Consider the following 25,639-nt stretch of genomic DNA (forward strand, 5'->3'; position numbering starts at 1 on the left):
AAGGTATCAGATGTGATGTTTTTCAATGTCTGTCATACAGATGGAAACGGAGAAAGGATATAGAAAGAATGGCGAAAAAGAATACATATGATGCGGGAAGTATCGCGATCCTGGAGGGACTGGAAGCGGTAAGAAAAAGACCCGGAATGTATATAGGAAGTGTTTCAACCAAAGGTCTGAACCATCTGATCTATGAGATCGTGGATAATGCGGTGGATGAGCATCTTGCCGGATATTGCAGCGAGATTCATGTGACACTGGAAAAAGACGGTTCGGCAACGATCGCAGATAACGGACGTGGTGTACCGGTAGACCTTCATGCAACAGGAGTATCGGCAGCTCGTGTGGTATACACGACACTTCATGCGGGCGGAAAATTCGACGATTCGGCATACAAGACCAGCGGAGGTTTGCATGGTGTCGGTTCTTCTGTTGTAAATGCGCTGTCTACCTATATGGATGTGCAGATCAGCAGGGACGGATATATCCACCATGACCGGTATGAACAGGGAAAACCGGTGATCGAATTGGAAGACGGATTACTGCCGACGATCGGAAAGACAAGAAAGACCGGAACGAAAGTGAATTTTCTTCCGGATGATACGATATTTGAAAAGACAAAGTTCAAAGCAGAAGAGGTAAAGAGCCGTCTTCATGAGACTGCTTATCTGAATCCGGATCTGAAAATCGTATTTGAAGATAAAAGGGGAGCAGACCCGGAACAGATCATTTATCATGAGCCGGACGGAATCCTTGGATTCATCCGTGAACTGAATCATAAAAAAGAAGTCGTACATGATCCGGTGTATTTCAAAGGGGAAGCAGAAGGCATCGAAGTAGAAGTGGCCTTCCAGTACGTCAACGAGTTCCATGAAAATGTACTTGGCTTCTGTAACAATATCTACAATGCAGAAGGAGGAACGCATCTGACCGGATTCAAGACGACATTTACAACGGCGATCAACCAGTATGCAAGAGAACTTGGTATTCTGAAAGAAAAGGATGCAAACTTTACCGGAGCCGATATCCGTAACGGTATGACGGCAATCGTATCGATCAAGCACCCGGATCCGAGATTTGAAGGTCAGACGAAGACCAAGCTTGACAATCCGGACGCGGCAAAGGCCTGCAGTAAGGTCACGAACGATGAGATCATCCGTTTCTTTGACCGTAATCTGGAGACGCTTAAGAAAGTCATTGGCTGTGCGGAGAAGGCGGCAAAGATCCGTAAGACGGAAGAGCGTGCGAAGACGAATCTTCTGACCAAGCAGAAATATTCCTTTGACAGTAACGGAAAGCTTGCGAACTGCGAAAGCCGTGATGCATCAAAATGTGAGATCTTCATCGTAGAGGGAGACTCTGCCGGGGGGTCTGCGAAGACAGCCAGAGACCGTATGTTCCAGGCAATCCTTCCAATCCGTGGTAAGATCCTGAACGTGGAAAAAGCAAGTATCGATAAAGTGCTGGCGAATGCAGAGATCAAGACGATGATCAATGCATTTGGCTGCGGATTTTCCGAAGGATATGGAAATGACTTTGATATCAGCAAGCTGCGGTATGACAAGATCATCATCATGGCCGATGCCGACGTGGACGGTGCCCATATCTCGACACTGCTTTTGACGTTGTTCTACCGCTTTATGCCGGAACTGATTTTCGAAGGACATGTCTATATTGCGATGCCGCCTCTTTATAAGGCGATGCCGAAGAAAGGCGAGGAAGAATATCTGTATGATGATAAAGCACTGGAAAAATACAGAAAGACGCATGACGGTCCATTTACCTTACAGAGATACAAAGGTCTGGGAGAGATGGATGCAGAACAGTTGTGGGAGACAACCCTCAACCCGAAAACCAGACTTCTGAAACTGGTAGAGATTGAAGACGCAAGAATGGCATCCAGCGTAACCGAGATGCTGATGGGATCAGAAGTACCGCCAAGACGTTCATTTATTTATGAAAATGCGACAGAAGCGGAACTTGATATATAGAGATATATAGGATAGGAGAAATACAATGCAGGATTCACAGATCATCAGAACCGAATATTCGGACGTGATGAAAAAATCATATATCGATTATGCAATGAGCGTAATCATTGCCAGAGCCCTGCCGGATGTAAGAGACGGACTGAAACCAGTACAGAGACGTACACTTTACGATATGCACGAACTGGGGATCCGGTATGACAAACCGTACCGTAAATGTGCGCGTATCGTCGGAGATACCATGGGTAAATATCACCCGCACGGAGACAGTTCCATCTATGACGCACTGGTGGTCATGGCACAGGAATTTAAAAAAGGAATGATCCTTGTAGACGGACACGGTAACTTCGGTTCGATCGAAGGAGACGGTGCAGCCGCAATGCGTTATACTGAGGCGAGACTTGCGAAGATCACACAGGAAGCGTATCTGGCTGATCTGGACAAGGATATTGTAGACTTCATGCCGAACTTTGACGAGACGGAGAAGGAACCGGTCATACTTCCGGTGCGTATCCCGAACCTTTTGGTGAACGGTGCGGAAGGTATCGCGGTCGGTATGGCAACCAGTATCCCGACACACAATCTGGGAGAGGTTGTAGACGGTGTCAAAGCTTATATGAAAAATGAGGAGATCACGACCAGACAGCTGATGAAATATATCAAAGGGCCGGATTTCCCGACAGGTGGAATCGTGGTCAACAAAGACGACCTGCCGGAGATCTACGAGACAGGAACCGGAAAGATCAAAATCCGTGGAAAAGTTGAAGTAGAAGATATGAAGGGCGGAAAGAAACGTCTGGTCATCACAGAGATTCCTTATACCATGATCGGTGCGGGAATCGGGAAATTCTTAAATGATGTCTGCAATCTGGTAGAGACCAAGAAGACAACAGACATCGTGGATATTTCCAATCAGTCGTCCAAAGAAGGAATCCGTATCGTCATTGACCTGAAGAAAGGTGCGGATGTAGAGAATCTGACCAATATGCTCTATAAGAAGACCCGACTGGAAGATACCTTTGGAGTTAATATGCTGGCAGTTGCGGACGGAAGACCGGAGACCATGGGCCTGAAGCGTATCATCGAGGCACATGTAGACTTCCAGTTCGATATGGCGACGAGAAAATATAAGACATTACTTAAGAAAGAGCAGGATAAAAAAGAGATCCAGGAAGGTCTGATCAAAGCCTGTGACGTGATCGATCTGATCATCGAGATCTTAAGAGGAAGCCAGAATGTAAAAGACGCAAAGGCATGTCTGATGAACGGGGAGACAGAGAACATTAAGTTCAAGTCCTCCATTTCCAAAAAGATGGCGGGAATGTTAAGATTTACAGAGCGTCAGGCAACAGCGATCCTGGAGATGCGTCTGTACAAGCTGATCGGTCTGGAAATCGAAGCACTTCAGAAAGAACATGAAGAGACGCTGGCTAAGATTGAAAAATATGAAGATATCCTGAATAATTACGATTCGATGGCAGCAGTTATCATGGAAGATCTGGACCGTATCAAGAAGGAATTCGCAAGAAAGAGACGTACGGTTGTAGAGAATGCAGAAGAAGCTGTATTTGAAGAGAAGAAAGTCGAAGAACAGGAAGTTGTGTTCTTAATGGACCGTTTCGGATATGCGAAGACGGTAGATGTAAGTACTTATGAGCGTAATAAAGAAGCGGCAGATAATGAGAATAAATACATCCTGCACTGCATGAATACCGGCAAGATCTGCATTTTCACAAAAGATGGAAAGATGCATCAGGTGAAAGTGATGGATATCCCATATGGAAAATTCCGTGACAAGGGACAGCCGATCGACAATATCAGTAATTATGACAGCACGCAGGAAGAGATCGTGTACATCTGCGACTCCGAACAGATGCGGTATGCGAAGCTTTTGTTTGCCACAAAGCAGGGGATGATCAAGAAGGTCGAAGGAACGGAATTCCAGGTAACAAAGCGTACCATTACAGCAACTAAGCTTCAGCCGGAAGATGAGGTCGTGAAGATTCAGGTTGTGACGGAGAACCAGCATATCGTACTGCAGACAACGGACGGATTCTTCTTACGCTTCCCGGCAGCAGAAGTGACGGAGAAGAAGAAAGGTGCGATCGGAGTGCGCGGCATCCGTCTGAAGAAAGACGATGCACTGACAGATGTGTATCTGTTTGAAGAAGGAACCGAGTGTAAGATTTCATACCATGAAAAAGAAGTTACCCTGAACCGCCTGAAACTTGCAAAACGAGACGGAACAGGAACCAAATACAGAGGGTAAACGATATGATACAGAACATAGAACCACATGTATATAGAAATGAATATGTACCGGATCCGCCAAAGGAAGACAGCGTGATCTTATATTATGAAGGAAGAAAGATCCTGGTGAAGATTGAGGATCAGGAGATCTCGTTCCTTACATTTAAAGAGGCGGCAGTTTACAATCCGGATGTATATGAAGAGTATACGTATCTCTTTTCAATTGACGGACAGGGATATTATCTGGCAGAAGGAATTGACCCGGAGAATTTCCCGGGATTCGAACTGAAGGACAATCAGTATTTCCGCGAGGCAAGACCGAAATACAGACAGTTTGCGGCAGTGACGGGATGGCAGCTTTACCGCTGGTATCAGTCGCGGAAGTTCTGCGGTCACTGCGGACAGCCGATGGTGCATGACGACAAAGAGCGTATGATGCGCTGCCCGGACTGCGGTATGATGGAATTCCCGAAGATCTGTCCGGCGGTGATCATAGCTGTCACACATGGGGATAAGATTCTGATGTCAAAGTATGCGGGAAGAGAATACAAAAAGTATGCACTGCTTGCAGGATTTAATGAAACAGGCGAATCTATTGAAGAGACGGTAAGGCGTGAGGTCATGGAAGAGGTCGGACTGAAGGTGAAGAACCTGCGGTATTATAAGAGCCAGCCGTGGTCATTTACCGATACGCTGCTGATGGGATTCTTCTGTGAACTGGACGGGGAGGACGGTATCACACTGGATACCGATGAACTTGCCATGGCGGAGTGGTTTGAACGGGATAAGATGCCGGTAGAGGCAGAAGACTTAAGCCTGACAAATGAGATGATGATGGCGTTCAAACACGGAAAAGTGTAAAAAATACGCAAAATCCCTTGATTTTACAAAAGAACAGTGCTATAGTTAATTTAGTTACATAAATCAATCGGCAGAAGAGTGGACATATTGTTCACTCTTCTTTGTTGCATATCAAAGTATGTGCAGATAAGAGAGTGCCGACTGATATAGAAACATAGATAAGTAAGGTCTGCATAAGGAGGATTTTAGATTGTCAAAAAGAGAAATGTATGAACAGAAAACAGAAGAGATCCTGCTTCCAATCGTGGAAGAGTATGGATTTGAACTGGTGGATGTCGAATATGTAAAAGAAGGAAGTAACTGGTACCTTCGTGCATATATTGATAAACCGGGTGGAATCGGAGTGGATGACTGTGAGGTTGTAAGCCGCAGACTTTCCGATATTCTGGACGAGAAAGATTATATCGAAGATTCGTATATTCTGGAAGTCAGCTCACCGGGACTTGGCAGACCACTGAAGAAGGAAAAGGACTTCAAGAGAAGCCTTGGAGAAGAAGTTGAGATCAGAACCTACCGTATGATCGACAGAAAGAAGGAATTCACCGGGATCTTAAAGGATTACGATGAGACAACGGTTACGATCGAGATGGAAGATGAGACTGAGAAAACATTTGAAAAAAGCGAGATCGCACTGATCCGATTAGCATTTGATTTTTAAACGGCATGGATAAGTAAGGAGGAACAGACCATGAATACAGAATTATTAGAAGCGTTAAATATACTGGAGAAAGAGAAAGATATCAGTAAAGAGACACTGTTAGACGCCATTGAAAATTCACTGATGAATGCCTGTAAGAACCATTTCGGTAAGACAGACAACATCAAACTGATCATGAACAAGGAGACATGTGAGTATCAGTTATACGCTGAGAAAACGGTTGTAGAAAAAGTGGAAGACAAACTGGAGCAGATCAGTCTGGAAGATGCAAAAGAGATCGACAGCAAGTTCGAGCTTGGTGATATCGTGCATATTCCGATCGAGTCCAAATCATTCGGACGTATTGCAACACAGAATGCAAAGAACCTGATCTTACAGAAGATCCGTGAAGAAGAGCGTAAGGTTGTATACGATCAGTATTTTGAAAAAGAAAAAGATATCGTGACAGGTATCGTACAGCGTTATGTTGGAAAGAATGTCAGCATCAACCTTGGTAAAGCAGATGCTATGCTGACAGAGAATGAGCAGGTAAAAGGTGAGGTCTTCAAACCGACAGAACGTATCAAATTATATATCGTAGAAGTAAAGAATACGACAAAGGGACCTAAGATCCTGGTATCCCGTACACATCCGGAACTTGTAAAACGTCTGTTTGAATCAGAAGTTACAGAAGTAAAGGACGGTATCGTAGAGATCAAGAGTATCGCAAGAGAAGCAGGAAGCAGAACAAAGATCGCTGTATGGTCTAACGATCCTGATGTGGATCCGGTCGGTGCATGTGTTGGTATGAACGGAGCCAGAGTCAATGCGATCGTCAATGAACTGCGCGGCGAGAAGATCGACATCATCAACTGGAGTGACAATCCGGCAATCCTGATCGAGAATGCATTAAGCCCTGCAAAGGTTATTTCTGTAATGGCTGATCCGGATGAAAAGACAGCAAGCGTTATCGTTCCGGATTATCAGTTATCACTGGCTATCGGTAAAGAAGGTCAGAATGCAAGACTGGCAGCAAGACTGACAGGATATAAGATCGACATCAAGAATGAGACACAGGCAATCGAATCCGGTGAACTTCCGGAGAACTACATGGAATTAAGCGAAGGCGTATACGAAGAAGAGTACGATGACGATGCAGAAGAATTCGATGTAGAGAACACAGCAGATGCTGAATATGATGATGACGACGCAGAGATCACATTCGATGAAGTAGAGGATACAGAGGAATAGGTGATAATTCGTGGGAGCAAATAAAAAAGTTCCTATGCGTAAATGCGTAGGATGTCAGGAAATGAAGAGTAAAAAAGAGATGATTCGTGTCATCCGCACATCGGAGGGAGAATTTCTACTGGATGCAACAGGAAGAAAGAACGGACGCGGTGCTTATCTCTGCCCGAACAGTGACTGCCTTGCAAAAGCAGTGAAGAATAAGGGCCTGGAGAGATCCTTTAAGCAGGCTATCCCGAAAGAAGTGTATGAAGCACTGGAAAAGGAGATGGAAGTACTTGAGTCAGAATAAAGCATTATCTATGATCGGTCTTGCCACGAAAGCCGGCAAGGTTGCAAGCGGGGAGTTCTGTACGGAGAAAGAAGTAAAATCCGGAAGGGCATATCTTGTGATCGTTGCAGACGATGCATCCGATAATACCAAGAAGAAATTTCAGAACATGTGTGACTTTTATCAGGTCCCGATCTATTTTTACAAAGATAAAGATACATTGGGGCATGCAATGGGAAAAGAGTTCCGTGCATCTTTGGTTATCCTGGATGAGGGATTTGCAAAAGGAATCCGGAAGCATATAGACACAGAGAATCAGACAATTGCATAGAGGAGGCAGATTATATGTCAAATAATAAAGATATAGAAACAAATACAAACGAAAATACACAAAAATCAGAAACACCAAAGAAAAAGAATATCGTGCATGTAATACGTCCGCAGAATGCACAGAACGGTGGTAACAAAGGAAGAAGATCCGGAGGAAATCGTCAGAATTCCGGACAGGGAAAACCGATGCAGGTAAATAACGGCCGTCCGGCAAGACGTTCTGACCGTTCTGCAGCACAGAATGCGTCTGCAGAAGAAGCACAGGCTCCAAAGAGGACAGAGAAGCCGGCAGCAGAAAGAACACAGAACAGACGTCCGGAAAGAAGTGAAAGACCGGAGAGATCTGAAAGAAATGAAAGATCTGATAGAAACGACAGATCCGATAACAGAAATAACCGTGGTGGTGAAAGACGTGGCGGAAGAGACGGACGTAACGGTGACCGCCAGGAAGGAAGAGGCGGACAGAGATTCCAGAGAGGAGACCGCCCGCAGAACGGACGTTCCGACAGAAACCAGGGAGACCGTGATAACAGACGAGACAATAACCGTGGCGATGACAGACAGGGACGTAAATTCGGAGACAGAAACGACAACAGAAGAAATGACAGAAAGAACAACCCAAGCATTCCGGCTCCTGCAATCGAAGGACAGAAACCACAGAGAAAGAATGCCAAGGGAAAAGACGATCACAAGAAGAAAGATTATCGTCGTGATGATGAAGAAAGAATGCCAAAGGGCAAGAAGAAAAACGAGCCAAAACAGCAGCTTCAGAAACCACAGCAGAAAGAGCAGAAGGTAGAGGAAGAGATCAAACAGATCACAATCCCAGAGGTTCTGACAATCAAAGAACTGGCTGATAAGATGAAGATTGTTCCGTCTGTAATTATCAAAAAGCTCTTTATGCAGGGAAAAGTTGCTACGGTGAACCAGGAGATCGATTATGAGACAGCAGAAGAGATCGCGCTGGAATTCGACGTTCTCTGCGAGAAAGAAGAAGTTGTAGACGTGATCGAAGAACTTCTAAAAGAAGAAGAAGAGGACGAAAAGAAGATGAAGAAACGTCCGCCTGTAGTCTGCGTTATGGGTCACGTTGACCACGGTAAAACTTCCCTTCTGGATGCAATCCGTCATACAAATGTCATCGACCGTGAGGCCGGCGGTATCACACAGCACATCGGTGCTTATGTTGTAGAGATCAACGGAGAGAAGATCACATTCCTGGATACTCCGGGACATGAGGCGTTCACAGCAATGCGTATGCGTGGAGCAAGCTCTACAGATATCGCAGTTCTCGTAGTAGCAGCAGACGATGGTGTTATGCCGCAGACAGTAGAAGCGATTAACCATGCAAAAGCTGCAGGTGTAGAGATCATCGTAGCTGTCAACAAGATGGATAAACCAAGTGCCAACATTGACCGTGTAAAACAGGAACTGACAGAATACGAACTGATTCCGGAAGACTGGGGTGGAAGCACAATCTTCGTTCCGGTATCTGCCAAGACAGGAGAAGGTCTGGAAGATCTGATGGAAATGATTGCTTTAACAGCAGAAGTAATGGAATTAAAAGCCAATCCAAACCGCCGTGCAAGAGGTCTTGTACTGGAAGCAAAACTGGATAAGGGAAGAGGTTCCGTTGCAAATATCCTGGTTCAGAAGGGAACACTCCGTGTCGGAGATCCAATCGCAGCAGGTTCTGCATTTGGTAAAGTAAGAGCCATGATGGATGACAAGGGAAGAAGAGTCAAAGAAGCAGGTCCGTCTACACCGGTAGAGATCCTTGGACTTAACGATGTACCGAATGCCGGAGAAGTTATCGTCGGATGTGGAAATGAAAAAGAAGCAAGAAACTTTGCAGAGACATTCATTTCACAGAGCAAGGTAAAACTTCTGGAAGAGACAAAATCTAAACTTTCTCTGGATGACCTGTTTACACAGATTCAGGAAGGCAACTTAAAAGAACTTGGTATCGTAGTAAAGGCAGATGTACAGGGATCTGTAGAAGCAATCAAACAGAGCTTACTGAAGCTGTCTAATGATGAAGTAGTCGTTAAGATCATTCACGGTGGCGTTGGTGCAATCAATGAATCTGACGTAAGTCTGGCTTCTGCATCAAATGCGATCATCATCGGATTCAACGTTCGTCCGGATGCAACAGCAAAAGAAACAGCAGACCGTGAAGGTGTAGATATCCGTCTGTACCGTGTCATCTACAATGCAATCGAAGATGTAGAAGCAGCTATGAAGGGTATGCTGGATCCTGTATTTGAGGAGAAGGTACTCGGACACGCAGAAGTACGTCAGACATTCAAGGCTTCCGGAGTCGGAACAATTGCAGGATCTTATGTTCTGGATGGTGTATTTGAAAGAGACTGCTCTGTCCGCCTGACACGTGACGGTATTGTAATATTTGAAGGACCTCTGGCATCTCTGAAGAGATTCAAAGATGATGTAAAAGAAGTAAAAGCAGGTTACGAATGTGGATTCGTATTTGCAAACTTCAATGACATCAAAGAAGGAGACCTCGTAGAGGCATTCAAGATGGTAGAGATTCCACGCTAGGAGTTGATATAAATGAGAAAAAGAAGCATTAAGAATACAAGAGTAAATACAGAAGTGCAGCATGAGTTATCGAACATCATCCGCGGGGGATTAAAAGACCCGCGTGTTGCACCGTGGACTTCGGTCGTGGCTGCAGAAGTTGCACCGGATCTTAAGACGTGTAAGGCATATATCAGTGTACTTGGAGATGCTTATGAGCAGGAGCAGACAATTAAGGGGCTGCAGAGTGCAGAAGGCTATATCCGTCGTGAACTGGCCAGAACACTAAATCTGCGTAATACACCTGAGATCAAGTTTGTACTGGATCAGTCCATTGAGTATGGTGTGAATATGTCAAAGAAGATTGATGAAGTAACCAAAGACCTGAAAACGGAAGGTGTTGAGGAAGATGCTGAATAAAGTATTGGAGAACGTGTCCACGATCGCGATCGGCGGACATGTGCGTCCGGATGGAGACTGTGTGGGTTCCTGTGTGGGACTCGGACAGTATATCCGTGAAAACTACAGTGATAAAACCGTGGATATTTATCTGAAAGATATCCCGGAATCGTTTCATTTCTTAAAAGGGACAGAGACAATCCTGGAGTCTGTGGATGATGAAGAGAAAGTATATGATCTCTTCATTTCCCTGGACTGCGGGGATACAGACAGACTGGAGTATTCTAAAACGTTATTTAATAAAGCAAAGCATACGTTCTGTGTGGATCACCATATCAGTAACATCGGCTTTGCAGATGTAAATCATATCGTTCCGGAAGCAAGTTCGACATCAGAACTGGTATACGGACTTCTGGATGAAGAGAAGATTTCCCAAAATGTGGCGGAAGCACTGTACCTTGGAATTGTGCATGATACAGGCGTATTCCAGTATTCCTGCGCCGGACCGGAGACATTCCGGGTGGCCGCAAATCTTCTGGAAAAAGGCATTGACGGACCAAAGATCATAGAAGATACATTCTATGCGAAATCTTATGCGCAGAATCTTGTGATGGGCCGTGCACTGATGGAAAGTATCCTGTTTTTAAATGGAACAGGTATCGCGTCCTATATTCGGAAAGATGTGATGGATTTTTACGGTGTGGGACCAAAAGATCTGGAAGGAATTGTAAGCCAGCTTCGCGTGACAGAAGGAGTAGAGATTGCTGTATTCATGTATGAGTTGAAACAGAATGAATTCAAAGTAAGCCTCCGTTCCAAAGAGAAAATCGATGTCAGCAAGATCGCACAGTATTTTGGCGGCGGCGGTCATAAGAAGGCATCCGGATTTACAATGGCGGGAACACCGTTTGATGTGCTGAATAATTTGTCCAAACAGATTGAGGCACAGATGGAAAAACTGGAAAAGACACAGGAGCAGTAAACTATGATACACGGAATTATCAATGTGTATAAAGAAAAGGGATTTACATCCCATGATGTGGTGGCGAAACTTCGCGGGATCGTCGGACAAAAGAAGATCGGACATACAGGGACACTTGATCCGGATGCGACAGGTGTCCTTCCGGTGTGTCTTGGAAAAGCAACCAAGCTTTGTGATCTTTTGACTGACAAGAACAAGACATATGAAGCAGTGTTGCTTCTTGGCAAGACAACGGATACACAGGATATTACAGGTGAAGTTCTGGAAGAAAAGTCAACAGAGGCACTGACCGAAGAAAAAGTCAGAGAAGCTATTGAAGGATTTATCGGAGATTATGAACAGATTCCTCCAATGTATTCGGCTCTTAAGGTAAATGGAAAGAAATTATATGAGCTTGCCAGAGAAGGAAAGGTCATAGAGAGAAAAGCACGTCCGGTTAAGATCCTGGATATTCAGATTCTTGAGATTGATCTTCCGAAAGTCCGTATGGAAGTATCGTGTTCGAAAGGGACCTACATCCGTACGCTTTGTCATGATATAGGTGAGAAACTCGGATGCGGAGGCTGCATGGAATCACTGATCCGTACAAGGGTGTCAACGTTCCGGATTGAAGATGCGAAAACGCTGGATGAAATCGAAACCTTGAAGCAGGAAGGAAAGCTTGCAGAGCTTCTGGTACCGATCGATGCGATGTTCCCGTCTTATCCGAAAATCACGGTGAAAGATGATTGGAAGGCATTTGCTAAGAATGGGAATCCTCTGGATCTTAAAATGTTAAAAGAGGCATGCGGACAAGACGAAGAAACTCAGGTGCGTCTGTATGATGAATCAGGTAAATTCATCGCCATTTACCAGTGGAAAGAAAAAAAATACCACATCGTCAAGATGTTTTTTAACGAGTAAACGAGGAAGAAAAGACTATGCAGTATATCAGAGAGCTTGCGGAATATAACGGAAACGGAAGGGCAGCAGTGACTTTTGGAAAGTTCGATGGATTACACAGAGGCCATCAGATGCTTGTGACAAAGGTCCGTGAATTAGGAAAACAGGAGAATATAAACAGTATCGTATGTTCGTTTGACATGAGACCGTTATGGAAGGAAAAAGGGATTGCCCCGGAACTTCTGATGGTCGGAGAGGAACGACAGGAAAGGGTAAAAGATGAGGTCGATTACCTGATCGAATGCCCGTTTACCGAATCTTTTCGTCAGAAGAGTGCGGAAGATTTTATACAGGAGATCATCCATGATCTGTTTCGTGCGAAATATATCGTGGTAGGGACAGATTTTACATTCGGATGTGAGAAACGCGGGGATGTGCATATGCTGGCGGAATATGCAGACCAGTATGATTATGAACTGATCGTTATAGAAAAAGAACGTTATCACGACCGGATTATCAGCAGTACTTATGTAAAAGAAGTAGTAAAAGAGGGCGATGTAGGGCTGGCAGAAACTCTGCTTGGTTATCCGTTTGAAGTAGAAGGAACGGTTGAACATGGCAGACAGCTTGGCCGTACGCTTGGATTCCCGACGCTGAATGTAGCATGGCCGGAAGGAAAGATCGTGCCGGCGCACGGAGTCTATTTCTGTAAGATAGATATCGAAGGAAAGACTTATCCGGGAATTGCCAATGTCGGTATCAAACCGACCGTGACAGAAGAAAAGAAGCTGTTGATCGAGGCATTTCTTTTCGGATATTCCGGAAATGCATACGGGGAAAAAGTACGGATTAATCTTAAAAAATTCCGGAGACCGGAGCAGAAATTTGACGGAATTGATGCACTGAAAAGACAGATCGATAAGGATATTGCAAAAGGAATGGAATATTTCGGAATTGTATAAATTTCTCTTTACACGAGGAATTTCATATGATATACTAAGCAACGTTGAAGCCGGTGTTCGGTAACTGGAAACTCCAACCGTTACTTAATATCAGGCGTTTTAATTAAGAGTATATAGGAGGAAACAAACATGATTTCTAAAGAGCAGAAAGAACAGATCGTAGCACAGTATGGTAGAACAGCAGGAGATACAGGATCACCGGAAGTACAGATCGCTATCCTGACAGCAAGAATCAATGATCTCACAGATCACTTCAAAGCTAATCCAAAGGATCACCACTCAAGAAGAGGACTTCTTAAGATGGTAGGACAGAGAAGAGGACTTCTTGCATACCTGAAGAAGACAGACATCGAAAGATATCGTGCACTGATCGAGAAACTTGGATTAAGAAAATAATTCATGCTTTTTATGGGGACATTCGGAAGAATGTCCCTTTTTCGTTGCCTGATATCGGTGAAAAGTTATTATCTGTAAGGTTTTTTGCTGGCAATTTTTGGGGGATGCTTTTCGAAGTGGCAGTTTCTGCAGTAGTAAGTGTTTTTGGTGTAGCTTTTTATGTAAGGGTATGTTATAATAACTAAGATTGTGGATTGGGAAAGCTTCACCGAGACCACTGAAAAGTATATTTGATGCAGAAATGCTGCTTTATATGGCATTTGCATAGTGAAAAATGTGTTTTTCAGTAGTTTCGGGGTAATCTTGAACCACAAAAGAAAAATAAAGGAGAAAACATTTATGTATAAAACATTTGAAATGGAACTCGCCGGAAGACCTTTAAAAGTTGACGTAGGCAGAGTTGCAAAACAGGCAAATGGTGCTGTATTAATGCATTACGGTGACACAACTGTACTTTGTACAGCAACTGCTTCAGAGAAGCCAAGAGACGGAATCGATTTCTTCCCACTGAGCGTGGAATACAACGAAAGAATGTATGCAGTAGGAAAGATTCCTGGAGGATTCAATAAGAGAGAAGGAAAAGCATCTGAAAATGCTATCCTTACATGCCGTGTAATCGACCGTCCGATGAGACCACTGTTCCCAAAGGATTACCGTAACGATGTAACACTGGAGAACCTTGTATTATCTGTAGATCAGGACTGTGCTCCGGAGCTTACAGCTATGCTTGGTGCAGCAATCGCAACAACAATTTCCGATATCCCGTTTGACGGACCGATCTCTACTACACAGGTAGGTCTGGTAGACGGAGAATTCGTATTCAATCCTACAGCAGCTCAGAGAGCAGTATCTGATATGGCTTTAACGGTTGCTTCTACAAGAGAGAAAGTCATCATGATCGAAGCCGGAGCAAACGAAGTTCCAGAGCAGCAGATGATCGATGCAATCTTTGCGGCACATGAATTAAACCAGAAAGTAATCGCATTCATCGATACAATTGTAGCAGAGTGTGGAAAACCAAAACACGAATATGAAAGCTGTGCAGTTCCGGAAGAACTCTTTGCAGCAATCAAAGAGATCGTTACTCCGGAAGAGATGGAAGTAGCAGTATTCTCTGATGATAAACAGACAAGAGAAGAAAATATCCGTGTCGTAACAGAAAAGTTAGAAGAAGCATTTGCTGAAAATGAAGAGTGGCTTGCAGTTCTTCCTGAGGCTGTATACCAGTACCAGAAGAAGACGGTACGTAAGATGATCTTAAAAGACCACAAACGTCCGGACGGAAGAGAGATCGACCAGATCAGACCACTTGCAGCAGAAGTTGATTTGATTCCTAGAGTACATGGTTCTGCAATGTTCACTCGTGGACAGACACAGATCTGCAACATCTGTACATTGGCACCACTTTCTGAAGCTCAGAAACTGGATGGTCTGGATGAAGCAGAGACAACAAAGAGATATATGCACCACTACAACTTCCCATCATACTCTGTAGGTGAGACAAAGCCATCCAGAGGACCGGGACGTCGTGAGATCGGACATGGAGCACTGGCAGAGCGTGCACTGCTTCCGGTACTTCCAAGCGAAACAGAATTCCCATATGCGATCCGTACTGTATCTGAGACATTTGAATCAAATGGTTCTACTTCTCAGGCAAGTGTATGTGCATCTTCTATGTCACTGATGTCAGCAGGTGTACCGATCAAGGCTGCAGTAGCCGGAATCTCATGTGGACTTGTTACAGGTGATACAGATGATGATTATCTTGTACTTACAGATATTCAGGGACTCGAAGACTTCTTCGGAGATATGGACTTCAAGGTAGCCGGTACACACAAAGGTATCACAGCGATCCAGATGGATATCAAGATCCATGGACTGACAAGACCGATCATTGAAGAAGCTATCGCTAAGACAAGAAAAGCAAGACTTTACATCATTGATGAAGTTATGAATAAAGCAATCGATGCTCCAAGAGCACAGGTTGGAGAATTTGCTCCAAAGATCGTTCAGATGCAGATCGATCCACAGAAGATCGGCGATGTAGTCGGACAGCGTGGAAAGACAATCAACGCGATCATCGAGCAGACAGGCGTGAAGATCGACATCACAGACGACGGTGCCGTATCTATCTGCGGAACAGATGCTAAGAGCATGGAAGAAGCGCAGAAGCTGATCCACATTATCGTAACAGATTTCGAAGCAGGACAGGTTCTGGAAGGAAAAGTTGTCAGCATCAAAGACTTCGGCGCATTCCTTGAATTTGCACCTGGAAAAGAAGGAATGGTACACATTTCTAAGCTTTCCAAAGAAAGAGTAAACCGCGTAGAAGACGTTCTGACACTTGGCGATGTTGTTAAGGTTGTATGCCTTGGTAAGGACAAGATGGGAAGAATCTCATTTTCTATGAAGGATGTAGCGGAATAAGATTATAAATTTAATATAAGATGTAATGTGAATGCCCCAGGATTCCGGTAGTGGAAGCCTGGGGCGTTTTTGTTACTAAAGTATGGGAAAGAGATTGGAAAATAAGGCAAATTGAGTCAGACGTGAAGGATGAGAGAGTGGTTTACGTGAAGAAAGAGCAGAAGAGAGAATTTGTCTGGTGAGGAGATTATATGATAGAGGAATGAATTCGGCCCAGATTAGTGAACTTATAGGACTAGATAAAGAGCAAGTAGAAGAAATGCTGCAAACAAAGAGCAATTTTGAAAATAATGGATAATCTTGTGATTATAAGAAGTATAAAATGGATATAGGAATAAAGGTGATATGAAACAAAACACAAAATTTCATATCACCTTTTTGCGTCCCCAGAAAAATACCAGTCATAATCTCTATCCATCCACATATACATGGGTGTAAAGAGGTGATGAACATGAAAGAAGATACAATCTTAAAAGTCCTGCCATGGGATGTCAGAAGTATTATACAAAAGGAAAAGCTGGAATTTGAATACTTGCAGGAGATTCGTCTTCGGGAAGGAAAACCACTGATCTTCCTGTATCATGACACGGAAGTTATCCCCGGAGCGAAAGCCAGACGTCCATACCTGGTGACAAAAGATAATATCCGCGAAATGCTGGAATACATCAGTAATTATTCTCTTTACGCATGTGAACAGGAGATGCGGCAGGGATTTATTACAATTGAAGGAGGACACAGAGTGGGATTATCGGGACAGGCTATTATGGAAAATGGAAAGGTAAAGAACCTGAAATACATTTCTTCGGTGAATATCCGTGTGGCGCATGAGATGATCGGATGCGCCGATGCGGTATTTCCTTATATTGTATGTAACCGGGTGTTGTGTCATACATTAATCGTATCACCGCCGGGATGTGGAAAGACCACGATGTTAAGAGATTTGATCCGTCAGATATCGGAAGGAAATTCCTGGATTCCGGGGCTTGCGGTAGGAGTGGTGGATGAACGTTCGGAGATCGGTGGCTGCTATATGGGCGTGGCACAGAATCATCTGGGAATCCGGACGGATATTCTGGACGGCTGCCCGAAAGCGGAGGGAATGATCATGCTGATCCGTTCAATGGGACCGCAGGTGATCGCAGTGGACGAGATCGGGACACCGGAAGATGTACATGCCATTGAATATGCGATGCACTGTGGGTGTAAGATGCTGGCAACAGTACATGCTGAGTCTATGGAAGAATTAAGAAAGAAACCGTTGTTCAACCGGATGATCGGAGAGGGAAGATTTGAACGGTATATTTTACTTGGAAATAATGCACACGTAGGACAGATTGAAGGGATCTTTGATAACAGGGGCAGTCTTCTTTACAAAGAAGCAATGGAAATGGCAAAATGATAAAGGCAATCGGAGCAGTCATGGTGATTCTTGCGGGCAGCGGCTGGGGGATGCTGCAGGCGGCGAAAATTGAAGAATGTTACAGGCAGATGCGTTACCTGAGAAAATTAATTTTCCGGATCAGAAGTGAGATTCGTTATTCCAGACGGGTGCTTCCAGAAGCATTCCTGAGTGTAGGGAGTGAAGCTCAGGAGCCGTATAAGATGTGGCTGTTATCTTTGTATGAGCGGCTGGAAAACAGACAGGGTACAAGTCTGGCGGGAATATGGGAAGAAGAGACGAGAACACATCTGCCGGTAATCGGAATCCCACAGGATATGCTGGAGAGCCTGATCCGTCTGGGAGGTGAATTGGGAACAATCGATATCGAGATGCAGGTAAGGACACTGGATCTGTATCTGGAACAAATGGAGCAGAAAATGGAGGACATGAGAACAGAACAGAAGGAGAAAATCCGTCTGTATCAATGTATCGGAGTGACCGGAGGGGTATTTCTGGCAATCATCCTCTTGTAAGAAAAGGGAGAGTATGTATGACGATAAATCTGATATTTAAAATTGCAGCGGTCGGGATTCTGGTATCGATACTGTGTCAGGTGCTGAAGCACAGTGGGAGGGAAGAACAGGCTTTTCTGACCAGTCTTGCAGGACTTTTGCTGGTACTGTTCTGGATCGTGCCGTATATTTATGATCTGTTTGAATCCATCCAGAATTTATTTTCATTATAAAGGAAAGGGGCTATATGTTGTAAAAAATGTATTCTGTACAGGCATGGGAGGTGGAACGCATGAGCATGCTGTAGATTGGGATACTGGGGGTGGCAGGAGTTCTGCTGGCACTTCAGTTCAAAAGCGGGAAATCGGAATATGGCATCTATATCAGTATCGCTCTTGGCATGCTGATCTTTGCATCTCTGCTTGGAAAGATCAGTCTGCTCAAAGATGTACTGAATGAGGTCAGTAATGTAGTAGGGCTTAACAGTGATTATTTTAAAACATTGTGGAAAATTCTGGGAATTACATATGCAGCTGAATTTTCGTCGGCAATCTGTAAAGATGCGGGGTATCAGACGATCGCATTACAGATTGAAGTGTTCGCAAAGATTACGATTCTGGTTTTGAGCCTTCCGGTTTTAAGTGCGCTTTTGCAGACGATACGGGGATTTCTGGTATGAGATACGATATGAAATATAAGAAATTGAATGTGGAAGATAATGAGAGCTGTAATCTGCAATGTGAAAAGAAATGTGAAAAACTGGCAGGTGTTTTTATTTGCTGTATTTTGGCTTTTTTTCTGTTGTTTTTATCGACGAGAAATGTAGGACTTATATATTGTTATGCAGATGAATTATCTGAAGACAGTGAAAATACTGCGGAAGATGCAGAACAGGAACAACAGAAAATAAAAGAAACCATCCTTTCGGAATTTGAATATGGAGAAATCGATGATTCCTTACGCTCACTGTTTCCTGAAAAACGGATTGCATTTCAAGAAGTAATATCAGAAATTTTAACCGGAGATCTGAAATCTTCCGTCAAACTTCTTACCGAATTTGCCGGAGAACAGATGTTTTATCTGCTTCAGACAGGGAAGAAAAATCTGGTACATATTTTGCTGATCGCAATGATCGCAGCATTCATGAATCAGTTCGCGGGTACCCTTCAGAACCGACAGGTGGCAAGTGTCGGTTTCTATATGATTTATATATTATTGGCGGCACTGACGGTTGCGGCATTCGATGTGGTTATTCAGTGGGTGGAATCCGGGATACGTAATATCACTGCTTTTATGGGAGTGTTTTATCCGGTTTACTTTCTGGCAGTTGCGGTTGCGAAGGGAAGCGTGACCGGAGTGGCCTTTTATAATCTTGTTCTGTTCCTGATCTATGCGGTTGAGATCATAATCGGAAATGTACTGTTGCCGATGGTGCGGGTATATATGATCATCCGTGTTCTGAACTTTCTGGGACCGGAAGATATGCTGGGAAAATTATCGGAATTCCTGGAACTGATCATCCGCTGGACACTGAAGACGGCACTTGCGTGTGTCATCGGTGCGAATCTGATTCAGGGAATGATCAGTCCCGCGATCGATACGGTGAAGAGAAGTACTGTGCTGAAAGGGGCAGAGGCAATTCCGGGAGTAGGAAATCTTCTGGGCGGAATGACGGAAGTAGCGCTTGGAACGGCAGTGCTGGTAAAGAATGGAATTGGAATGGCAGGAGCAGTAATCTGCATTGCCCTGTGTGTGATACCGCTGGTTCAGACTGCGGGAACGGCTCTGCTTTATAAGCTTGCGGCTGCCGTGATCCAGATGGTGTCGGATGAACGTGTCACAGGATGTGTAGAAGCAGTGGGAGAAGGATGTCAGATACTGCTGCAGATTGTATTTACCGTGGGAGTGTTATTTCTGCTGACGATCGCAATCGTGGCGGCGGTAACAAATGCATGACTGGGAAGGAGCGGAACAGATGGAGATGATCTATAACTGGATCTTGAAATTATCATTTTTTGCCGTGCTTGGAAGTGTGATCCTGCAGATGATACCGGATCATGGATTCCAAAAATATGTCCGCTTTCTCCTGGGACTGATTCTGGCGGCAATGCTGGTTGTACCGGTACTGGAATTGTTTGATAAGAGAGCCGCATTTGAAGAGATTTATCATGATAGTGCATATAAGATTCGGACCAGTGAACTGGAAGAAAAAAGTCAGAAAGTTCAGGAAGATATTCTCGATATAGATGGACAGAACGTAGCGAATCAAAACATAGAAAATTCGGGTACGGGCAGCCAGAATACAGAGGATCAGATACAAGATTCGAACACAGACAGGAGTTCAGATGAAAATGTAAGCCAGAACAGGAGAATCGAGGTGGAGCAGATTGAAATCGGCAAAGAATCTGAGTGATTTATTTTCAAATAAACTTGGAAACTGGAAAAAGTTCTCATTAAAAAATCTAAGAAAAGATCAGCTTCTGATCCTGCTCCTTACAGGAATTCTTCTGATGGTGATTGCAGTCCCTGCAGGAAAGAAAAAGGAAAATATGTCGTCCGCATCGAACGATAATACAGAAAAATCAGTAAACGGGACATCTGCCGGAACGGATGAGGAAGCGTATACAGCTTATCTGGAAGACCGCCTGAGCCGAACCTTATCGCAGATTGAAGGAGCCGGAGAAGTAAAGGTGATGATCACGCTGAAATCCTCGGCGGAAAAGGTACTGGATAAGGATACGGAATCGGATCAGGAAACAGTGACGGAAGAAGACAGCCAGGGAGGGACCAGACAGTCGTCAAAGACATCCAAAAAAGAAAATACGGTGTATAGGACGGACAGTGAAAGCAACAGTCAAGGAAGTGGATCCCCGTATGTGAGTAAGGAACTAAGTCCCAAGATCGAAGGTGTGGTAGTGATCGCAGACGGTGGGGAAAATGCAGTAGTAAAAGAAAATATCAGCAGTGCGGTCCAGGCATTATTTGATATTGAACCGCATAAGATTAGAATAATGAAAAAGCAGACAAATTAAGAGCAGTATGAAAGAGCAGGAGGGCAAGATAGTGAAAAAGATCGCAAAAAAGAATCAGATTGTGATTGCAACGCTGGCAGTAATGATCGCGGCAGCAGGGTATATGAATTACTCTGGCAAATTATTCCCAGGTAAGACGAAAACACAGGAAACAAATTCGGAACTTGCAAATAAGGAATTATTAGATATTTCTGATGAAGATACATCTGTATCATCTGGGGATATTAAAAGTCAGGATGGAGATACTGGCAGCACAGACGGTAATGCCAGCAGTACAGATGACGGCAGTGTAGACGGAACGCCTGGGGAAGCAGTCCTCGCCAACGGAACGGTAAGTTCTGTGGCAGCACAGGCGAAGGTGAGCAGGGAACAGGTACGCTCCAAGAATAAAGAGACATTACAGAGCATTATCGACAATAAGAATCTTAGTGATGCAGAGAAAGAAAATGCAGTGAACCAGATGGTACAGATGACAGAAATCGCAGAAAAAGAAGCGGCAGCAGAATCACTGCTCGCGGCAAAAGGATTTAACGATTCTGTGGTAAGTATTACGGATGATCAGGCAGATGTGATCGTAGGTGCTTCGGAATTAAGTGATGCGAACCGGGCGCAGATCGAGGACATTGTGACAAGAAAGACGGGCGTGGCAGCGCAGAATATTGTGATCAATCCAGTGAATGCAGATTCGAAGTAATTATCTAAAAACACAGGAAAACCTTGAAAATACAGGAAAAATGTATTTGAGCATTTTATAGACATATGTTATACTGACTAATAGTGCCTATAAACGGATATACTATAAATTAGGAGTGTATAATATATGTCACAGATTACGAATGAAGTAAAGAATCAGATAAAGAAAAGAAGAACATTTGCAATTATCTCACATCCCGATGCAGGTAAGACGACACTGACAGAGAAGTTCCTTCTCTACGGAGGTGCCATCAATCAGGCGGGAAGCGTAAAAGGAAAGGCAACTGCAAAGCATGCGGTTTCTGACTGGATGGAGATTGAAAAAGAAAGAGGTATTTCGGTTACTTCTTCTGTACTGCAGTTTAATTATGACGGATACTGTATCAATATTCTGGATACACCGGGACATCAGGACTTCTCGGAAGATACGTACCGTACATTGATGGCGGCAGATTCCGCAGTGATGGTCATTGACGCATCCAAGGGTGTCGAGGCGCAGACAAGAAAGCTGTTCAAAGTATGTACGATGCGCCATATTCCGATCTTCACATTCATTAACAAGATGGACCGTGAGGCAATGGATACATTTGAACTTCTTGATGATATTGAAAATGAACTTGGAATCGCCACATGTCCGATCAACTGGCCAATCGGTTCCGGTAAAGAATTCAAGGGAGTATATGACAGAGCATCTAAAAAAGTTGAGATCTTTTCCGATACGAAAAAAGGAACAACTCAGGGAGAGGTAAAGAAGGTCGATATCAATGATCCGGAGATTTCCTGGCTTATTACAGATGACCAGAAATTACAGCTGGAAGAGGAGATTGAACTTCAGGACGGTGCCGGAGCAGAATTTGATCAGGAACTGGTAAGCAAAGGAGAACTTTCGCCGGTCTTCTTCGGTTCCGCTCTTACGAACTTTGGTGTAGAGACATTCCTTCAGCATTTTCTTCAGATGACGACCTCACCGCTTCCGAGAATATCTGACAGAGGTCCGATCGATCCGATGGAAGAGGGAGATTTCTCAGCGTTTGTATTCAAGATTCAGGCCAATATGAACAAGGCTCACCGAGACAGAATTGCATTCATGCGTATCTGCTCCGGAGAATTCGAAGCCGGTATGGATGTATATCATATGCAGGGTGGCAAGAAAGTACGTCTTTCCCAGCCGCAGCAGATGATGGCAAGTGAGCGTAAGATGATCAGTAAAGCTTATGGCGGAGATATTATCGGTGTATTTGATCCGGGGATCTTCTCAATCGGAGATACATTGACGACAGCACAGGACAAATTCACATACGAAGGAATCCCGACATTTGCACCGGAGCATTTTGCACGTGTACGTCAGGTTGATACGATGAAGAGAAAGCAGTTTATCAAAGGAATCAACCAGATCGCACAGGAAGGTGCGATCCAGATTTTCCAGGAATACAATACTGGTATGGAAGAAATCATCGTCGGTGTTGTCGGCGTACTTCAGTTTGATGTGTTGAAATACCGTCTGGAGAACGAATATAATGTAGAGATCCGTCTGGAAAATCTTCCGTATGAGTACATCCGCTGGATTGAAAATGAAGAGATTGATCTGGATAAGCTGACAGGAACTTCAGATATGAAGAAAGTTAAAGATCTGAAAGGCCATCCATTACTGCTGTTCGTGAATGAATGGAGTATCCGTATGACGATAGACAGAAATGATGGATTAAAACTTACGGAATTTGGCAGATCATAAAAATATAAACAGAAATAAAACTCCCAGGCTGACTGGGGGTTTTCAAATGTATGTAAGTTTGTTATAATAAAAGACAGTGAAAAACCAGACGGGAGGTTTCTGAAAAGATGAGTAAAGAAGAAAAGAATACGTATACAATAAAAACAGATGAAAATCTTGGAGAAGTAAAGATTGCAGATGAAGTTGTAGCTATTATTGCAGGTCTTGCAGCAATGGAAGTAGAAGGTGTTGCTTCTATGGCAGGTAATGCAACAAGAGAACTGATCAGCAAACTTGGAATGAAGTCTTTATCCAAGGGTGTAAAGGTAGATGTACTGGATGGCATTGTAACTGTATCCCTGGCATTAAATCTTAATTATGGATACAGCATAAAAGAGATTACTTCTAAAGTGCAGGAAAAAGTAAAAACTGCAATTGAGAACATGACAGGACTTGAGGTGGCAGATGTGAATATTCGTGTTGCCGGAGTCGAGATACCGGAGGAAGCATAAGTGAAGAGAACAGAGCAGAGAGAACATATCTTTAAGTTAATATTTGGTGCTGATTTTAATGAAGAGTCAGAACAGGGAACGCAGACAGAACTGTATTTGGAGCAGATTGAAGGTGCCACGGAAAAAGATATGCAGTATATCAGCCAGAAAGCACAGAAGATTATAGAGAAGATTGATGAGATCGACACATTGATCAATGAACATACAACAGGATGGAAGACTGGCCGTATGAATAAGGTAGATCTTACAATCTTAAGACTTGCAGTCTACGAGATGAAGTGGGACGAGGACGTTCCGACAGGTGTTGCGATCAACGAAGCTGTCAATCTTGCAAAGAAATACAGCAGTGAAGACGGTGCATCATTTGTAAATGGAGTACTGGCAAAACTTGCAGATTAATCAGAGGTAGAGAATGGCTCGAAATGTATATACAGTAAAACAGGTGAATTCTTATATAAAGAATATGTTCACCCAGGACTTTATGCTGAACCGTATCTATGTAAAAGGAGAAGTCTCTAACTGTAAGTATCACACATCGGGACATATATATTTCTCATTAAAGGATGAGTCCGGAACGATTGCCTGTGTCATGTTTGCGGGGCAGCGAGGCGGGCTCTCTTTTCATATGAGAGAAGGACAGCAGATCATTGTACTTGGTTCGGTGAATGTCTACGAAAGAACAGGCTCTTATCAGCTCTATGCGCAGGAGATCCGTCTGGACGGAGAAGGCACACTTTATGAGAAATACCAGATGCTGAAGCAGGAACTGGAAGAGATGGGAATGTTTGCACCGGAATATAAGAAAGCAATTCCGAGATATGCGAAGCGAATCGGCGTAGTGACTGCACCGACAGGAGCGGCAGTCCGGGATATCATGAATATATCTGCAAGACGTAATCCGTATGTACAGTTACTTCTGTATCCGGCACAGGTACAGGGAGAGGGAGCGAAAGAATCAATCGTGCGTGGAATCCGTATGCTGGAGACAAAAAATGTAGACGTGATCATTGTCGGAAGAGGAGGAGGCTCGATCGAAGATCTGTGGGCATTTAACGATGAGTGCGTGGCAAGGGCAATTTTTGACTGTCAGGTTCCTGTGATATCGGCAGTGGGCCATGAGACAGATGTGACAATTGCAGATTATGTGGCAGATCTGCGTGCACCGACACCTTCGGCGGCGGCAGAACTTGCAGTCTGGGATTACAGACAGTTACAGGGATATCTGGATGAATGCAGATTGAGAATGAATCGGAGCATGACAGGAACGATTCGTATAAACCGGTTACGACTGAAAGAATTGGATGTGAGGCTTTCTTATCTGCATCCACGTCACAAACTGCAGGATCAACAGCAAAGACTGATAGAACTGGAAGAGGAACTTCGAACGCTGATGAGAGACCGGGTAAAAGAAGCAAGACATCGCCTGGCGATTCAGATTGAAAAGCTGAATGGATTGTCTCCGGTCAGAAAGCTGAACCAGGGCTTTGCCTATGTGGAAGAAGCAGACGGTGGTGTTGTAAAGAGTATCCGTCAGGTGGAAATGGGTGATGAGCTGACAGTATATGTAACGGATGGACTCATCCGTACATCTGTTAAAGCTGTGCAGAAAAAGACATATAAAATATAA

26 protein-coding genes are annotated in these 25,639 nt (G+C 44.0%); all 26 read left to right on the forward strand.

From position 1 onward, the window contains the following. Nucleotides 1-68 precede the first annotated feature (68 nt). Nucleotides 69-1,991 (forward strand): DNA gyrase/topoisomerase IV subunit B, encoded by a 1,923-nt coding sequence (locus NCY30_RS01385; RefSeq protein WP_250818409.1) that lies wholly within the window; start codon nt 69-71, stop codon nt 1,989-1,991. Between the two features lie 25 nt (nt 1,992-2,016). Further along, nucleotides 2,017-4,257 (forward strand): DNA gyrase/topoisomerase IV subunit A, encoded by a 2,241-nt coding sequence (locus tag NCY30_RS01390; RefSeq protein ID WP_250818410.1) that lies wholly within the window; start codon nt 2,017-2,019, stop codon nt 4,255-4,257. A gap of 5 nt (nt 4,258-4,262) precedes the next feature. Beyond that, nucleotides 4,263-5,099, forward strand: a complete 837-nt coding sequence (gene nudC / locus NCY30_RS01395; protein WP_022415535.1) for an NAD(+) diphosphatase — start codon at nt 4,263-4,265, stop codon at nt 5,097-5,099. Between the two features lie 190 nt (nt 5,100-5,289). Then, on the forward strand, nt 5,290-5,757 hold the full coding sequence (rimP, locus tag NCY30_RS01400; protein ID WP_250818411.1) for a ribosome maturation factor RimP: 468 nt from the start codon (nt 5,290-5,292) through the stop codon (nt 5,755-5,757). 30 nt (nt 5,758-5,787) lie between these two features. Further along, nucleotides 5,788-6,987, forward strand: coding sequence for a transcription termination factor NusA (gene nusA / locus NCY30_RS01405; protein ID WP_055214134.1), 1,200 nt, complete (start codon nt 5,788-5,790; stop codon nt 6,985-6,987). 34 nt (nt 6,988-7,021) lie between these two features. Further along, nucleotides 7,022-7,276: an RNase P modulator RnpM gene (gene rnpM / locus NCY30_RS01410; RefSeq protein WP_006427577.1), complete on the forward strand. Its 255-nt coding sequence runs from the start codon at nt 7,022-7,024 to the stop codon at nt 7,274-7,276. Next, on the forward strand, nt 7,263-7,586 hold the full coding sequence (locus NCY30_RS01415) for a L7Ae/L30e/S12e/Gadd45 family ribosomal protein (protein ID WP_044920021.1): 324 nt from the start codon (nt 7,263-7,265) through the stop codon (nt 7,584-7,586). Before rnpM ends, NCY30_RS01415 begins: the two co-directional genes overlap by 14 nt. Nucleotides 7,587-7,600: 14 nt before the next feature. After that, complete coding sequence (gene infB, locus NCY30_RS01420) at nt 7,601-10,144, forward strand: translation initiation factor IF-2 (protein ID WP_081019563.1); 2,544 nt, start codon at nt 7,601-7,603, stop codon at nt 10,142-10,144. Nucleotides 10,145-10,156: 12 nt separating this feature from the next. Next, nucleotides 10,157-10,543: a 30S ribosome-binding factor RbfA gene (gene rbfA, locus NCY30_RS01425; RefSeq protein ID WP_006427574.1), complete on the forward strand. Its 387-nt coding sequence runs from the start codon at nt 10,157-10,159 to the stop codon at nt 10,541-10,543. Continuing rightward, entirely contained in the window at nt 10,533-11,504 is a 972-nt protein-coding gene (locus NCY30_RS01430) for a DHH family phosphoesterase (protein WP_195369214.1), read from the forward strand. Before rbfA ends, NCY30_RS01430 begins: the two co-directional genes overlap by 11 nt. 3 nt (nt 11,505-11,507) lie before the next feature. Continuing rightward, complete coding sequence (gene truB / locus NCY30_RS01435) at nt 11,508-12,407, forward strand: tRNA pseudouridine(55) synthase TruB (protein ID WP_130096286.1); 900 nt, start codon at nt 11,508-11,510, stop codon at nt 12,405-12,407. A gap of 17 nt (nt 12,408-12,424) precedes the next feature. After that, a complete protein-coding gene (locus NCY30_RS01440) occupies nt 12,425-13,348 on the forward strand; it encodes a bifunctional riboflavin kinase/FAD synthetase (RefSeq protein ID WP_006427571.1) in 924 nt (307 codons plus the stop codon). A gap of 129 nt (nt 13,349-13,477) precedes the next feature. Continuing rightward, complete coding sequence (gene rpsO / locus NCY30_RS01445) at nt 13,478-13,744, forward strand: 30S ribosomal protein S15 (protein ID WP_006427570.1); 267 nt, start codon at nt 13,478-13,480, stop codon at nt 13,742-13,744. Nucleotides 13,745-14,083: 339 nt separating this feature from the next. Next, nucleotides 14,084-16,171 (forward strand): polyribonucleotide nucleotidyltransferase, encoded by a 2,088-nt coding sequence (locus NCY30_RS01450; RefSeq protein WP_250818412.1) that lies wholly within the window; start codon nt 14,084-14,086, stop codon nt 16,169-16,171. Between the two features lie 451 nt (nt 16,172-16,622). Beyond that, nucleotides 16,623-17,570 (forward strand): stage III sporulation protein AA, encoded by a 948-nt coding sequence (spoIIIAA, locus tag NCY30_RS01455; RefSeq protein WP_055181897.1) that lies wholly within the window; start codon nt 16,623-16,625, stop codon nt 17,568-17,570. Further along, on the forward strand, nt 17,567-18,085 hold the full coding sequence (locus NCY30_RS01460) for a stage III sporulation protein AB (protein WP_006427566.1): 519 nt from the start codon (nt 17,567-17,569) through the stop codon (nt 18,083-18,085). Before spoIIIAA ends, NCY30_RS01460 begins: the two co-directional genes overlap by 4 nt. 17 nt (nt 18,086-18,102) lie before the next feature. Beyond that, on the forward strand, nt 18,103-18,297 hold the full coding sequence (gene spoIIIAC / locus NCY30_RS01465) for a stage III sporulation protein AC (protein WP_006427565.1): 195 nt from the start codon (nt 18,103-18,105) through the stop codon (nt 18,295-18,297). An 89-nt stretch (nt 18,298-18,386) separates the two neighbouring features. Then, on the forward strand, nt 18,387-18,743 hold the full coding sequence (locus tag NCY30_RS01470; protein ID WP_442873326.1) for a SpoIIIAC/SpoIIIAD family protein: 357 nt from the start codon (nt 18,387-18,389) through the stop codon (nt 18,741-18,743). 8 nt (nt 18,744-18,751) lie between these two features. After that, a complete protein-coding gene (locus NCY30_RS01475; RefSeq protein WP_250818413.1) occupies nt 18,752-20,020 on the forward strand; it encodes a stage III sporulation protein AE in 1,269 nt (422 codons plus the stop codon). Continuing rightward, nucleotides 20,013-20,477, forward strand: a complete 465-nt coding sequence (locus tag NCY30_RS01480) for a stage III sporulation protein AF (protein ID WP_250818414.1) — start codon at nt 20,013-20,015, stop codon at nt 20,475-20,477. Before NCY30_RS01475 ends, NCY30_RS01480 begins: the two co-directional genes overlap by 8 nt. Further along, on the forward strand, nt 20,452-21,096 hold the full coding sequence (locus tag NCY30_RS01485) for a hypothetical protein (RefSeq protein WP_330608821.1): 645 nt from the start codon (nt 20,452-20,454) through the stop codon (nt 21,094-21,096). The genes NCY30_RS01480 and NCY30_RS01485 overlap by 26 nt, the downstream gene beginning before the upstream one ends. A 31-nt stretch (nt 21,097-21,127) precedes the next feature. Continuing rightward, nucleotides 21,128-21,790, forward strand: coding sequence for a SpoIIIAH-like family protein (locus tag NCY30_RS01490; protein ID WP_044920015.1), 663 nt, complete (start codon nt 21,128-21,130; stop codon nt 21,788-21,790). A 126-nt stretch (nt 21,791-21,916) separates the two neighbouring features. After that, the gene (locus NCY30_RS01495; protein ID WP_055181901.1) at nt 21,917-23,521 is read left to right on the forward strand and encodes a peptide chain release factor 3; all 1,605 of its coding nucleotides are present in this window, start codon (nt 21,917-21,919) and stop codon (nt 23,519-23,521) included. Between the two features lie 107 nt (nt 23,522-23,628). After that, entirely contained in the window at nt 23,629-24,012 is a 384-nt protein-coding gene (locus tag NCY30_RS01500; RefSeq protein ID WP_006427558.1) for an Asp23/Gls24 family envelope stress response protein, read from the forward strand. Then, entirely contained in the window at nt 24,013-24,411 is a 399-nt protein-coding gene (nusB, locus tag NCY30_RS01505) for a transcription antitermination factor NusB (RefSeq protein WP_022415520.1), read from the forward strand. A gap of 13 nt (nt 24,412-24,424) precedes the next feature. Next, complete coding sequence (gene xseA / locus NCY30_RS01510) at nt 24,425-25,639, forward strand: exodeoxyribonuclease VII large subunit (RefSeq protein ID WP_055181902.1); 1,215 nt, start codon at nt 24,425-24,427, stop codon at nt 25,637-25,639.

It is taken from the genome of Dorea sp. MB18-49 (assembly GCF_023669465.1).
GTDB classification, from domain to species: Bacteria; Bacillota; Clostridia; order Lachnospirales; family Lachnospiraceae; genus Dorea_A; species Dorea_A longicatena.

Bases quoted from the DNA above. Each gene is read 5' to 3' on its own strand.
- NCY30_RS01385 (WP_250818409.1), top strand. From the start codon at position 69: ATGGCGAAAAAGAATACATATGATGCGGGAAGTATCGCGATCCTGGAG.
- NCY30_RS01390 (WP_250818410.1), top strand. From the start codon at position 2,017: ATGCAGGATTCACAGATCATCAGAACCGAATATTCGGACGTGATGAAA.
- nudC (WP_022415535.1), top strand. From the start codon at position 4,263: ATGATACAGAACATAGAACCACATGTATATAGAAATGAATATGTACCG.
- nusA (WP_055214134.1), top strand. From the start codon at position 5,788: ATGAATACAGAATTATTAGAAGCGTTAAATATACTGGAGAAAGAGAAA.
- rnpM (WP_006427577.1), top strand. From the start codon at position 7,022: ATGCGTAAATGCGTAGGATGTCAGGAAATGAAGAGTAAAAAAGAGATG.
- infB (WP_081019563.1), top strand. From the start codon at position 7,601: ATGTCAAATAATAAAGATATAGAAACAAATACAAACGAAAATACACAA.
- rbfA (WP_006427574.1), top strand. From the start codon at position 10,157: ATGAGAAAAAGAAGCATTAAGAATACAAGAGTAAATACAGAAGTGCAG.
- NCY30_RS01430 (WP_195369214.1), top strand. From the start codon at position 10,533: ATGCTGAATAAAGTATTGGAGAACGTGTCCACGATCGCGATCGGCGGA.
- truB (WP_130096286.1), top strand. From the start codon at position 11,508: ATGATACACGGAATTATCAATGTGTATAAAGAAAAGGGATTTACATCC.
- NCY30_RS01440 (WP_006427571.1), top strand. From the start codon at position 12,425: ATGCAGTATATCAGAGAGCTTGCGGAATATAACGGAAACGGAAGGGCA.
- rpsO (WP_006427570.1), top strand. From the start codon at position 13,478: ATGATTTCTAAAGAGCAGAAAGAACAGATCGTAGCACAGTATGGTAGA.
- NCY30_RS01450 (WP_250818412.1), top strand. From the start codon at position 14,084: ATGTATAAAACATTTGAAATGGAACTCGCCGGAAGACCTTTAAAAGTT.
- spoIIIAA (WP_055181897.1), top strand. From the start codon at position 16,623: ATGAAAGAAGATACAATCTTAAAAGTCCTGCCATGGGATGTCAGAAGT.
- NCY30_RS01460 (WP_006427566.1), top strand. From the start codon at position 17,567: ATGATAAAGGCAATCGGAGCAGTCATGGTGATTCTTGCGGGCAGCGGC.
- spoIIIAC (WP_006427565.1), top strand. From the start codon at position 18,103: ATGACGATAAATCTGATATTTAAAATTGCAGCGGTCGGGATTCTGGTA.
- NCY30_RS01475 (WP_250818413.1), top strand. From the start codon at position 18,752: ATGAAATATAAGAAATTGAATGTGGAAGATAATGAGAGCTGTAATCTG.
- NCY30_RS01480 (WP_250818414.1), top strand. From the start codon at position 20,013: ATGCATGACTGGGAAGGAGCGGAACAGATGGAGATGATCTATAACTGG.
- NCY30_RS01495 (WP_055181901.1), top strand. From the start codon at position 21,917: ATGTCACAGATTACGAATGAAGTAAAGAATCAGATAAAGAAAAGAAGA.
- NCY30_RS01500 (WP_006427558.1), top strand. From the start codon at position 23,629: ATGAGTAAAGAAGAAAAGAATACGTATACAATAAAAACAGATGAAAAT.
- xseA (WP_055181902.1), top strand. From the start codon at position 24,425: ATGGCTCGAAATGTATATACAGTAAAACAGGTGAATTCTTATATAAAG.